Below are 12514 nucleotides of genomic sequence, written 5' to 3'. Positions count from 1 at the left end.
GGAGGAAATTGCTTTCACAGTGAAAGCAATTATTGAAGTCTCCGAAAAAGTCTTATCCCACCTTGTTTTGCACGTTATCGCTATTAAAACTTCCTGATGAGATTCAGGCGGCAATTCAGCAGGGAAATCTCCCCATTTCACAGGGGTATCTCTTCGCCGCCTCCCTCGATTGTCCCTTCCTGTACTAAACAGCTTTTGATTTTCGTAGAATATCCAGTTTTTGAATTGGTAATTATTAACTGCTATACGTAACAACATTATAATTGGCAATCAACACACGGGTAGATATTATTGAGTTTTTGACCATAAAACTCGGTACGTTCGTATTGATAGTTTGCCTTTCTTGTGTTATTCATATCGCAAGCTGAAAAGCAAATTTCTACACGACTATATAGTTATACAATAAGTACCCTTTTGGACATAAAAATTGAGAAAGTTCCAGGAAAACTATGATTGACAACCCAGCCCTTTCAAAACTTGAGGTTTTTTTACCGGACGATCTGCTGAAGCAGCTCACGATTTCAGCGGAACGTACGGGGTTTTCGGCAGCTGTCCTGACCGAACAGGCACTTAGAAGATTCCTTTCCGATGAACAGAGAGCTAATGCCGTGTTTCTCTCCGCGCCCATCAATGCGCTCGTTGAGGGTCTTTATGTAGCGAACACCACCATGGCCCTTATAAAGGAACATGGCGACTTTGGCCTGGGAACGTTCAATTACCTTGATGGGGAGATGGTTATTCTTGATGGAATTGTCTACCAGATAAGGTCTGATGGTAATGTTTACGATGTGAAAGATGATGAAGGGTCGCCCTTTGCCTGTGTCACCTTCTTTAACCCCGACACCTTTGATGACATTGAGGAAAACCACAGCTCCAAGGGATTTTATGACCTCCTTAACACACTCATTCCTTCAGAAAATATGCTTTATGCAATTCGGATTGATGGTACATTCAGCCATGTCAGAACCAGGGCGGTTCCACGGTCGGAAAATTATAAGCCGCTCGTTGAGGCGACAAAGAACCAGCCCGTTTTTGATTTCTATGATGTTCAGGGCTGCCTTGCCGGATTCTATACCCCCCGCTTTATGGAATCGCTCAATGCGCCGGGTTATCACCTGCACTTCCTCACGGAAGACCGTCGGCACGGCGGCCATTTAATTGAATGTTCGTTGAAAAAGGCGCGCATAGGCGTTCAGCATGTACCGAAACTCGATGTAGGCTTGCCTGTCACACTTGACTATCTCACCGCTGATCTGACACGGGACATCGGTAAGGATTTAGATAAAGCAGAAAAATGACCGCATCCCCGAACGGAAAGAGATTTACCCGCTAAAAAGGAGGGTATCCATGAATAGTAAAAACACTTCTAAGGCAAGGAACGGGGCAGAATTACTGGTACAATGCCTTGAAGGACAGGGTGTTCAATATATTTTCGGCATTCCAGGCGCAAAGGTAGACACCATATTCGATGTGCTTGCAGACCATGGTCCGCGTTTAATATTGTGCCGTCATGAACAAAATGCGGCATTTATGGCAGGGATGTTCGGCCTTTTAACGGGCACGCCGGGGGTATGCCTTGCCACATCGGGTCCGGGTGTGACCAATCTTACCACGGGCCTCTCAACTGCCACATGTGACGGATACCCCCTCGTTGCCCTGGGAGGAAACGTCCGGCGCGGGATGCGACATATAAAAACACATCAATGCCTTGATAATATTGCGGTCATGCAGCCCGTTACCAAATATGCCGTTGAGGTCTATGACGGTAACAGCATCCCCGAGGTTGTGGTGAACGCCTTCCGTCAGAGTACCTTGCCGCCGTTAGGCGCTTCATTCATCAGCCTTCCCCAGGATATCCTTATGGGAGCTGTCGATGCCGTTCCGATCAAAGCCGCGCGGGCGGGCGGAGGAGGCACCTTCAATGTGAACGATGTGAAAAAGGCTGCCGCGATCATCAATGCTGCAAAAACGCCTGTTGTTTTTGCGGGGGTTTTTGCGAGCAGGCGTGAAGTAGCACAGGCATTAAGAGGGCTGCTGAACGAATATCCCATGCCGCTTGTTAATACCTACCAGGCATCCGGTGTACTTCCCAGGGAACTCTTTAACTGTTATGCCGGCAGTCTCGGAATATTCCAGAACCAGCCGGGCGATAGGCTCTTAAAAAGGGCTGATGTGGTAATCACCGTTGGATTTGACCCCGTTGAATACGACCCCGAAACATGGAACAAAGGCAGAGACGGGACTATTATCAGCATAGATGAACACATCCCTGTTATTGACAGGCACTATCAGCCCGAAATGGAACTGCTTGGTGATATCGCGACAAATATTAACGAACTTGCCAGGTATCTCAAACCACGCGCTGATGACCCCACGGCAAACCCCTTGGTAATGGAGGTTCAGGATGCCCTCCTTGAAACAAAGGCGCTGGGCGCAAGACAATCAGGGTTCCCCGTACACCCCCTGCGGCTCATCTACGAACTGAGAAATCTCATAGGTGACGATGTCACTGTGGTCTGCGATATCGGCTCAATATATGTATGGATGGCCAGATATTTTGTCAGCTATGAACCACACCGGTTGCTATTCAGCAACGGACAGCAAACATTAGGGGTAGCTCTCCCCTGGGCAATTGCAACTACCTTTGCGCGTCCGGGAGAAAAGGTAATCTCCATGTCAGGGGACGGAGGGTTCCTGTTCTCGGCAATGGAGCTGGAAACAGCGGTACGCGAAAAGTGTAATTTTGTCCATCTCGTATGGCGGGACGGGAGCTATGATATGGTAAAAATACAGCAGCAGCTCAAGTATGGCCGCTCCTTTGGTGTAGAGTTTGGAAACGTGGACATTGTGAAATTTGCTGAATCCTTCGGTGCAACGGGGTTGCGGATCAACAGTGCCGGCGAGATTGCCACTGTCCTTTCAAGGGCCCTTAATCTGACCGGGCCCGTGATTGTTGATATTCCCATTGACTATAGCGGCAATCAGAGTCTTTGTGCAGCCGTGAATGAGGAAGTGGGGAATTAGAGTATCTCATCCAGGAGGCTGTTCTTGAGGATACCCCTTGCTACCAGTTCGCCTTTTACGTTATAGGTGCCGTTTTGTATCGCTTCCTTGATGCTATCCACCATAGAAAGAGGGGACGGTAGATGAGGGGCTAATCTTTGGATGATTATGATTATGGGGACAGAGGGGCAATGAGAAAAAAATTATCGCCTGACAAAAAAATCCAGCGGACGTCTTGCAGCCCCCGTTAATCTTTGTGTTCTCTCTTTCTCATGGTAACAATCTATATCTGAGGGTTTTCAAACATCAACGGTAGGTGCTAACTCGCAGGCACACACTCCTTCCTGTAAAGTTGTTTTACCGTGCAAAGGTCTTAAAGCAGGCCAGGGAATACAGACAACAAAGACAGGAAGGTAACAAGCCGTTTTGAATTTATGGGCTGGTTAGGCAAAGAAGAAGGTCCACAGGAGAATAAGGGTAAAAAGAAGGCCAATCCACAGGCTCGCGTGGCCGAACATGGACGAGATAAGCTTCAACGATATGCCCGGGTGTTTGATCTTCAGGTCATCAAGTTTCTTCTCCCTCACCAACCTTTCATATTCAAGGGTTCTGAATCTCCATAATTCCTCGAGTTTATAACTGCCCGTAAAGATGATAGGGTCCATGGGAAATTTCGTAGGAATAAGGTGTGTATTAAAAAAATGGACCGTGAATATGAAGATGGCCGCCAGGAGCGCTTCTTCAGAATGAAAGATACTTGCAATATTAAAGACCCATCCGGGATATATATACGATGCCGTTTCCGGGGCCCACAGGGTGATCCCTGAACCACCGATGATAACCATACCCCAGAAGATGGCAAGAAAGTCAAATTTTTCCCAGTAGGTCCATCTATCGAACTTCGGGTATTCACCTTTGTTGAAAAACCATTTTACCATACCCTTGAACTGCTGCCAGTCATGGATATTAGGCATAAGGGAATCAGGTCCGAAGAGCCTCTCCATCCATCCTTTCCTCCCTTCTCTGCCGAAACCCTTCGGAAAGATAAAATGGAGACATCTCCACAGGGCAATAAAAAACAGCCCGATAAGAACGATTGCTGCCGCCCTGTGGTACAAGCCTGCGTTATGGGCTCCACCCATAACCTGAATGAGGACTTTTGCCCAGGGCGTACTGTGGTATTTTATGGGAAAACCGGTTATGACGAGACCGAAGAAGGAAAGAATCAGAAGGAGGTGCATCACGCGGTCTTTTATTGAAAACCGCCTGATTTCCTGAATACCTTCTTCATGGGTAAATGGGCTTTCAGGCTTTATACCGAGTTCTTCCAGTCTATGTTTTTCCCAGTAAACTTTTCTCCACCAGAGGAGGGTGTGGGTCCAGTAGAAACCGAATGTTGTCAGGAGGAGTGCTACCATGGTGATAAAACTTAGGTACAACAATGGGTATCTTTTCCTGTCTTTGTAATCGGGATGTGCCTTGTATTCGGCAAAGCGTGGATGTATTCCATGGTGGCACTTTTCACAGTTCTTTGTCAGGTTCTTCGGGTTTATTGACGAGTCAGGATGGTCTTTTGCAAGGATATTGTGTGTGGTATGGCAGTCCGCGCACCCGGCAACGCTTGTGGGGTATCCCAAATCCTGTACCTTGCCGTGATATGTTTCTTCATAGTATTTGACGGTATCAGGGGAAAGGTTATTCCGTTTCATCATTTCCCTGTCAGAGTGGCAGGACTTACACGTCCTGTTGTAAAATTCCCGCGCCTCCAGGGCATACTTCTCGCTGGACGTATGGTAAGCCTTTGTATCGTGCAAACCGTGACAGTCACTGCATGTTGCTGAATCTTTATTCCCTTTCATGACTGCAGCGCCATGACCTGATAGAACATACTCATTGTTGGCGTGACATTTTGTGCAGTTTTTCGTTACGGCGATCTTGAAGTTGTCTTTTTCCGGTTTTAGTGAGTGGATTTCGTAGTGACAGTCATAGCAACGAAAATCCTCATAGAGGTAATGGAAGTTGTTTTTGTATGCCTTTTCAACCTCACTATGACATTTTCCGCAGGAGACCAGAAGAGGTTTTTCTTTTAAAATGACATGTCTGTCTAAACTCTCGAAGCTTGTATGACAGCCTGTGCACCCGATATTTCCATGTACCGATCCTTTGTAGTGGGTCTTGAATTTATTGTTGTCATGGCAGTCTGTACAGTTTATCTTTACGTTGGAGGGGTAGGCGTGGCCGGAAAGCATTAAAAGAAAAACAGAGAGCAAAAGGGCTATAGTCCAGCTTTTATCTGTCATATACTATCCCTTTTTCCCCTTCCGGGGTTCTTCGTGTTTCATCCCCCCATAGAGCCTTACCACATCCTTAAAACCGTTATTGATGAGATAACAACATGCGAGAAAGGACCTTTTCCCGCTCTCATCAACGACAATGACAGGCCGGTTTTTCGGTATTTCTTTGAGTTTTTTATGTAATGTGTAGAGGGGGATATTGATCGCACCATCTATGTGACCTGCCTTGAATGCATCCTCAGAACGGATATCAAGGACGAACAGGCCTTTCTTTTCCATTGCCAGAGCCTTTAGCACACGGGGTTTGATGGACACTACAGGCGCTCTTTTAATCCGCTCAACTGTTTCCACCTCATAGCCCGTTCTTTTCCATGCCGACAGCCCACCTTCAAGGATGTATATGTCTTCATAGCCGGCAGTTTTGGCCTTCTCATATGTCAAGCCTGCCCTTGGACATTCTTCTGATTCGCAGTAAAAGATTGTGGTCTGCTTCTTGTCCTTGAGCAACGCAGGTGATTTGTTTTCAAACTCTTCAAGGGCTATGCAGAGAGAACCCGGTATCCTGTGATCCATGCATTCGAGATAACTCATCGTATCAACAACCACAGCCTTCTTTTCTTTTATCAGAGAGATAACTTTTTCCGGGTTTATGTATTTTTGTTCACTCGTCCGGGGAGGGGTGGCAGTACAGGAAAGAAAGAAAAACAGGATAGCAATGTTGATTACAATGTTCGCTATTTTTCTGAAATTGTGGAGTTCGCTTGTCATCACTTTTCCCTTATTCAGTTGATATCCAAAGGAGGCATCCTGAAAATCAGACTTTCATTGGCCTTCGAGCCGTTTTTTATAAGCGACTCCTTTGTGAGAAATCCCTTTTTATTTACATGACACACATCGCATGAGCGGGTTCTCCCGGTTATCTTTTTTATGTTGTGAACAGGGGTGGCCCTGTAATCTGTGACCGCATCAAATTGCTCCATCCTTATGCCTGCCTTCAGGAAGGTCTCCCGTGAGATGGGTATCAACCGTAAGGTGGTAAGGAGCTTATTATTTCCCGGATCAGCGCCGAGGATAAAACCGGTCTTCGAAGAAGAAGTCTTTCCTTCGTGACAACCGGAGCAGTTACGGTATTCATCCTGGGCATGACATCCGTAACAACTTACCTTTCCATCATGCTTTGAATGGGCTAATCTTGCTGTGGTTTTTTTCTCTGCTCCTATTTTGTGACAATCTTTGCACTTTGGGCGGTTCTTCACATCGTCCTTGTTTGCGTATACATTGCCGTCGCCGTGGAGATGTCCTTTTTTGTGGCAGTCTGTGCACATTAGTCCTTTTTGGTAGTGAACATCGGGACTCCCGTTGTATTTACCGGTATATTCCGGGTAGATGCTTCCGCCATGGCAGACGGCACAGGTCTTCCCTTCATCCTTTTTCACAAACCTGTGTCCGCTTAAAAAACTGTTCCGTATTCCGTCGATGGCCGGTGAGCTGACATGGCAATCACCGCACGAGGCGTGGCAGCTCTTGCAGGATTGCCCGAAGGCCTTTTCTGTAAAAACCTTCTCCTCTTTTTTTGAGAACCTTCTGGATATCTTGCTGAGTAGCCCCTGAGCTGTATAATGCAATGAGCTCTGATAGGTTTTGGCAATGTCATCGTGACAGTCGCCGCACACCTTTAAATCGGCAGAAGGTCTCTTTACAATACCTTTGTGTGCTTTTTCCTGGTCAGTCGATTTCTCATCACCCTTATGGCAGGTGGTGCACCCGTTTCCAAAATGCGGGTCTTTATCGAGTACAACCTTGTCGATGTAGTACCTCTTATAGTAAGTTTCAGACCTGATTAAAGGGGGTGGTCCGGCCGGACCGATAGCAGCGTTTGAACCGGTATTTCCTTTAGTAATGGGTATCTCTACAAGTGATTTCATGATCGATTCATCTGTGTGGCACTGAATGCAGCTTTCGTTATTTCCCGCAGCGGAATATGCTGCAAAAAGCATGATAAACATAAGGAAGTAAGTGAATTTCATGAATATAAACCTTTAGATAGCAGATAAGGCAACTTGTGTCAAGAAATCATAGCGAAAACTGTATCAATGCTTTTGCGCCTGCTTATTCCTCATATCCCGTTATCATACCCTTTATATGGGAGTGAACCTTTGGTCCCAGGGTTGCCATGTAAAGGTGTACGAGAAGATAGAAGACAAACACGTAAGCTGCTGCAACGTGGATTGTATCGAGAATCCGTACACCCCCGATGGCCCTGATCCACGAAAAGAAATAGAGGATATCGCTGAAGAGAATACCTGTAATTGTAATGACAGGAACACATAAAAACATGACGGAGAGGTAGGCAATTTTCTGTAAGGCATTAAATTTGTTTTCAGGTGTAGGTTGAAAGGGGTTTTTCCCTCCCTTGAAGATCGAAAACGAGTAGTAGAGGGCCTGCTGTGGCATATTTCTGATGTCGTTCAGATTGAAACGGTAATGTTTTTTAAACCCGCCGGTGAATATGTAATAGAAGAGCCAGAAAAGAAAGGACCCTGCCAGAGCAAAGCCAAAACACTTATGAATCAGGACCACAATGCTATAACTCTCAAAAATGTGGATATCAGGGATTCTTAACTGGATACCGGTCACGATGAGCACGAAGACGATGGAGGCATTAATCCAGTGCCATACCCTCAACGGGAGCGGATGAAGGTATATGTTACTCATTTCCTTACCATAATCCTCAATATTCCATGAATGACAATGCCAGCCAGTATTGCTGCAGAAACCAGAAGCCCGATGAGGTCAAGCAACTTAAACCCGAGTTCATTAATGATATCTCCTCTTTTCCCCTGTGTTGTTTTGAAAAATTCCTTAATATCTTTTACCTTTATCTTTTTTTCACCTAACAGGCACATGTCGATAAACAGCGATGTAGGAAGCGCTGACAATACTGTTCCCTTAACCGGAATATAGGTATGACTGTCCTTTCCGGGGATTGCAAGGTACATGGATTCATAAAATGGGGCATTCTCTGAGTGGCAGGAAGCGCAAACCCTCTGTTTGCGGCTTTTTTCCGAATAGACATGATGGACTTTGGTGACAACGATAGAGCTATCGAGAAAAATGTCTTTTTGGATTCTTTTTGAAAGACCGGTAAAGAAACCGGTCAATTCCTTGCAGGAGACAATGCCGTCACCGTCCCTGTCGATTATGGATACGATTTCTTTTTTACTCCCGAGAGCTTTTTCGATATCACCGTATGTGAGCTCAGGATTTTTGTTACCTCCTTTTGTTTTAAAATAAAAAACCATGCTCTTTGTTGAATCAGGACTGTGGCAGGTGGAACATTCGAGGTGATTGAAATGGAGCAAGGTGTTGGGCAGCCAGCTATGTTTCGCGAGATAGTCCTTGTGACAACGCGAGCAAACGGCCATCCGCTCCTGTGAACTGAGCTCTTTGTAAGGCGTAAGGCTGTGAGGATTATGGCAATCAGCGCATTTTGCCGCACCTTTTTTTGCATGAGAGGTTTCCTTATACACTCTATACAAATCTTCATGGCAGGAGACACACGTTCCCCTGCCGGCTGTTATAAAATGTGTATTGTGACAATCCTTGCATGCAACATTCTTCTTTGAGTGTACGCTTTTGGAATAACGCCCGGCGGTTTTACTATGACACCTGTTGCATGACGGTTTCTCAAGTTTTTCTTCGTGCGGGATGGTGCTTATATTGCTGTGGCAATCAACACATGCAGCTTTCCCGTGTTTGTACTCCTTGTATTTATCGTGGCACCCGAGACATTCATCTGACGTTATTGTCCCGTGTAGAGTCAAAGGGAAAAGAAGCACAAGGATAAGAATGGCGATCATCGGGTTAATGGTACTAACAAAGCAAATAATTGTAAATAGAAACAAGCCGTAAGCGTTGACTATTACATATAATGGTGATAGCTTGTTTTAAAGTTATTGCCATGCAGTTACTCAACGGTCATGAATCCTCAGCCATAAAAAAGGCCATTCAGCTTTTAAGAAATGGCGATATTGTTGCATTTCCCACGGAAACGGTGTATGGCCTTGGTGCGGATGTCTTTAATCCCTATGCGGTTGCAAAGATCTTTGAGGCAAAAAAGCGCCCGAGGTTTGACCCGCTTATTGTACACATAGGCGAAAAGGATTGGCTTTCTGACCTGGCTGAGTATGTTCCGCCAGAGGCCAAAAGGCTGATTGATGCCTTCTGGCCGGGCCCCCTGACAATCATTCTGAAAAAGAAGGATATTGTGCCCGATATAGTGACTGCGGGTCTTCAGACTGTAGGTATAAGAATGCCATCCCACCCGGTTGCATTGAACCTGCTCCGTGAGTTTAAAAGACCAATCGCTGCACCGAGCGCCAATCCTTTTGGGTATGTGAGCCCCACAAAGGCAAGCCATGTCGTAAAGATGCTGGGAGACAGGTTGCCACTCATTTTAGATGGCGGGAATAGTGTTTTCGGGATAGAATCCACAATAATCTCAATAAGGGCTGACGGGATTTATATCCACAGACACGGGGCGATCAGCGTTGAAGACCTTTATAAGATAGCCGTGCCTATACATGAGAAGGGGGAAGACGGGATATGCGAATCTCCCGGAGAGCTGCCATATCACTATGCACCTGCGAAACCCCTGAAGATTATTAATGCAATTGATGAAATTGTTTGCGAGCAGTCATCGTTCCTTGCCTTTCAGATGCCCCGGGTGAAGCCAAAATCAAAGTTTATCAAAGTGCTTTCCGAAAAAGGGGACATGCGGGAGGCAGCGGCGAACTTTTTTTCATTCCTTATCGAATTGGATCATGAAGGTGTTGAAATAATTTACGCCGAAAAGGTGCCGGAGGTGGGTCTCGGCAAAGCCATGATGGACAGGCTCAGGAAGGCATCTAAAAAATACACGCATACAACCCGTTGATAATTTAGGTTATTCATGGTAACTTAATGGTTGTGAAAAGGGTATATTTAAAAGGGGGTTGATACAGAGAATGCTTGAAAACATTAGAGATTTTTATCGCAACGTTTCTCGGCAGAATAACTATTTACTAAACGTTATCAATATGTTAGAAGATGAAGCCTACAACTTATACACAACTTATCCACAGAAATTGTGGAAAACTATGAAAAAACCTTTATTTTTAAAAGCATTTTTTGTTTTGTTATGTGTAGCGCTCCTCTTCTCCTGCAGTTCATCCAAAAATGCAAAAAAAGGACATCCTGCCCTGGATAATGCTGTCATTTCAATGACTGAAGATGAAGTGAGAAAAAAACTTGGAGAACCTGACATGGTAAGCAAAACACCGGAAAATAAGATTATCTGGACATACGTGCCATCATGGAAAATCCTGCCCGACAATAAGAACACTATCTACGTTGAATTTGAAGATGGTAAGGTTGTAAAAATCATTAAAGCAAGGTGAGACTTATGATATGTGAGAAATGTGGACAAGAGTGTGAGAGTATTGTATGTGTGCATTGCGGCCAGTCCATCTTAAGATTGGGCACATACTGCTATGCCTGTGGAAAAACGATTGACAGTGAAATGGAAAATGTCGATCAGAAAGAAGAAACCGGCGAAGAGATTGATTTTACGGAGAGGATTCTTTGCAGCGATGGCACCTGCATAGGTATCGTAGAAAAAGGGGTGTGCAAGATATGTGGAAAACCATATGTGCCGGAACCGTAACAGCAATAATCGTTTTGTCGTTTGTTGCCTCATGCACTTCCCTGAAAAGCTATTCAGTATATTCAAACAACCTTTTCCTCGGAAAAAAACTAATGAAGGAAGGGGAGTACAAGCAGGCACAGGAATACTTTGCCGGGGCGCTTAAGGGAGAAAAGGATTCAACCGCCCTTGTGTGTCTCGCAGTGACATGCTATAAACTGAATGACCTTGATAATGCCGAGAAGTTTGTTTTAGAGGCAGAAAAGGTTGACGGGAATAGTGTTAATTCCTTGCGGATTCTCGGTTATAAGGCCCTCATTCTTCTCAAGAAAAACGATCCGGGAGGCTTAAAAGCCCTCGGAGACTATATAACCCTCTATGGATACCTTTATCCCCTCGAAAGCATAGAAGAAGTAAAAATGATGTACAGTAGACAGGAGGTAGATATTGAACGGTTAGACAAACTGATAGAGGAACAGATAAAAGATTATGAACAGGATATGGACATGTTTATCAATTTAAAAATAGGTTTTTACGACCGTCACTCAGGCAGCGGCGACATGCGTTAAACGTGTGGCCAAAAAATATTTCTTCCAGGTAAAAAATGGGTATATTTGATAAGATAAAAAACGGTTTAGCCCGTACACGGGACCAATTGGCAACGAAGATAGAATGGGCTGTGAAGGGGCAACCTGTCGATGAAGATGCCTTTGATGAAATAGAAGAGGCCTTGATTCTCTCCGATGCGGGCATTGAAACAACGGAAATCCTCGTAGGCGCTTTGAAGGAAAGATGGAAAAGGGGACAGATAAAGACCACTGATGATATAAAGAGTTTTATGATCGAAGAGGTTGGGAACCTTCTCATGCCTGTTGAAGCGCCCATGCTGATAAATAAACACAAACCCTTCGTCTTGCTTGCCCTCGGCGTCAATGGTGTCGGTAAAACAACAACTATTGCAAAGATTGCGAGAGCATATAAGGAATCCGGGAAAAGCGTTTTGCTGGGCGCCTGCGATACTTTCAGGGCTGCAGCGATAGAACAGCTTGAGGAATGGGCAATGAGGCTCAGCATCGATGTTGTAAAACACAAAGAGGGTTCAGACCCCGCTGCAGTTGCCTATGATGCCACAAAGGCTGCAAAGGCGAGAGGGGTAGATGTGCTCATCCTCGATACTGCCGGCAGACTGCATACGAAAGCCAATCTTATGGAGGAAATGAAAAAGATAAAGCGTGTTGTGGGGAAGGAGATGGACGGTGCACCCCACGAAACCCTGCTCATCGTAGATGCAACGAACGGGCAGAATGTCATTGCCCAGGCCAGGACGTTCAATGAAGCGCTGGATATTACGGGTATTGTCATAACTAAGCTCGATGGAACGGCAAAGGGTGGTTTTATCCTTCCTATCGCCCATCTCTTAAAGATACCGATAAGATATGTAGGTGTAGGAGAACAATTCGACGACTTGATTCCTTTCAGTGCAAAGGATTTTTCAAAAGCCCTGTTCGAATAAATTTTCTGAATCGTTTCTTTT

Annotated in this window: 13 protein-coding genes; 7 read left to right on the top strand and 6 right to left on the bottom strand. The window is 45.3% G+C overall.

Annotated elements, in window-relative coordinates; translation table 11 throughout:
* Positions 1 to 449 precede the first annotated feature (449 nt).
* On the top strand, positions 450 to 1298 hold the full coding sequence (gene budA, locus NTX75_06110; GenBank protein ID MCX5815804.1) for an acetolactate decarboxylase: 849 nt from the start codon (positions 450 to 452) through the stop codon (positions 1296 to 1298).
* 49 nt (positions 1299 to 1347) lie between these two features.
* A complete protein-coding gene (gene alsS, locus NTX75_06105; GenBank protein MCX5815803.1) occupies positions 1348 to 3024 on the top strand; it encodes an acetolactate synthase AlsS in 1677 nt (558 codons plus the stop codon).
* On the opposite strand, the gene NTX75_06100 is transcribed toward alsS, so the two are convergent.
* The 6 genes from NTX75_06100 to NTX75_06075 all read right to left on the bottom strand — a co-directional run bounded on the left by NTX75_06100 (position 3021) and on the right by NTX75_06075 (position 9157).
* On the bottom strand, positions 3021 to 3128 hold the full coding sequence (locus tag NTX75_06100; GenBank protein ID MCX5815802.1) for a flagellar biosynthesis anti-sigma factor FlgM: 108 nt from the start codon (positions 3126 to 3128) through the stop codon (positions 3021 to 3023). The two genes, alsS and NTX75_06100, sit on opposite strands and share 4 nt — an antisense overlap.
* 318 nt (positions 3129 to 3446) lie before the next feature.
* The gene (locus NTX75_06095) at positions 3447 to 5303 is read right to left on the bottom strand and encodes a cytochrome C (protein MCX5815801.1); all 1857 of its coding nucleotides are present in this window, start codon (positions 5301 to 5303) and stop codon (positions 3447 to 3449) included.
* A 3-nt stretch (positions 5304 to 5306) separates the two neighbouring features.
* Positions 5307 to 6065 carry a rhodanese-like domain-containing protein gene (locus tag NTX75_06090; GenBank protein ID MCX5815800.1) on the bottom strand — a complete coding sequence of 253 codons (759 nt, stop codon included), beginning with the start codon at positions 6063 to 6065 and terminating at the stop codon, positions 5307 to 5309.
* 14 nt (positions 6066 to 6079) lie between these two features.
* Positions 6080 to 7324, bottom strand: coding sequence for a multiheme c-type cytochrome (locus NTX75_06085; GenBank protein MCX5815799.1), 1245 nt, complete (start codon positions 7322 to 7324; stop codon positions 6080 to 6082).
* 82 nt (positions 7325 to 7406) lie between these two features.
* Positions 7407 to 8012, bottom strand: coding sequence for a cytochrome b/b6 domain-containing protein (locus tag NTX75_06080; GenBank protein MCX5815798.1), 606 nt, complete (start codon positions 8010 to 8012; stop codon positions 7407 to 7409).
* Entirely contained in the window at positions 8009 to 9157 is a 1149-nt protein-coding gene (locus NTX75_06075) for a cytochrome c3 family protein (protein MCX5815797.1), read from the bottom strand. Before NTX75_06075 ends, NTX75_06080 begins: the two co-directional genes overlap by 4 nt.
* Before the next feature lie 71 nt (positions 9158 to 9228).
* On the opposite strand from NTX75_06075, the gene NTX75_06070 reads away from it, so the two are divergent.
* The 5 genes from NTX75_06070 (at position 9229) to ftsY (ending at position 12493) form a co-directional block, all read left to right on the top strand.
* A complete protein-coding gene (locus tag NTX75_06070; GenBank protein MCX5815796.1) occupies positions 9229 to 10233 on the top strand; it encodes an L-threonylcarbamoyladenylate synthase in 1005 nt (334 codons plus the stop codon).
* 70 nt (positions 10234 to 10303) lie between these two features.
* A complete protein-coding gene (locus tag NTX75_06065; protein MCX5815795.1) occupies positions 10304 to 10735 on the top strand; it encodes a hypothetical protein in 432 nt (143 codons plus the stop codon).
* Positions 10736 to 10740: 5 nt separating this feature from the next.
* Positions 10741 to 11001 (top strand): hypothetical protein, encoded by a 261-nt coding sequence (locus NTX75_06060; GenBank protein MCX5815794.1) that lies wholly within the window; start codon positions 10741 to 10743, stop codon positions 10999 to 11001.
* Positions 10971 to 11549, top strand: coding sequence for a tetratricopeptide repeat protein (locus tag NTX75_06055; protein ID MCX5815793.1), 579 nt, complete (start codon positions 10971 to 10973; stop codon positions 11547 to 11549). Before NTX75_06060 ends, NTX75_06055 begins: the two co-directional genes overlap by 31 nt.
* A gap of 35 nt (positions 11550 to 11584) precedes the next feature.
* Positions 11585 to 12493 (top strand): signal recognition particle-docking protein FtsY, encoded by a 909-nt coding sequence (gene ftsY, locus NTX75_06050; protein MCX5815792.1) that lies wholly within the window; start codon positions 11585 to 11587, stop codon positions 12491 to 12493.
* The last annotated feature ends 21 nt before the right edge of the window (positions 12494 to 12514 follow it).

Source organism: Pseudomonadota bacterium, from assembly GCA_026388315.1.
In the GTDB taxonomy this organism is placed as follows: domain Bacteria; phylum Desulfobacterota; class Syntrophorhabdia; order Syntrophorhabdales; family Syntrophorhabdaceae; genus MWEV01.
The sequence above is the reverse complement of the archived record's forward strand: the minus strand, read 5'-3'. Positions and strand labels throughout refer to the sequence as shown.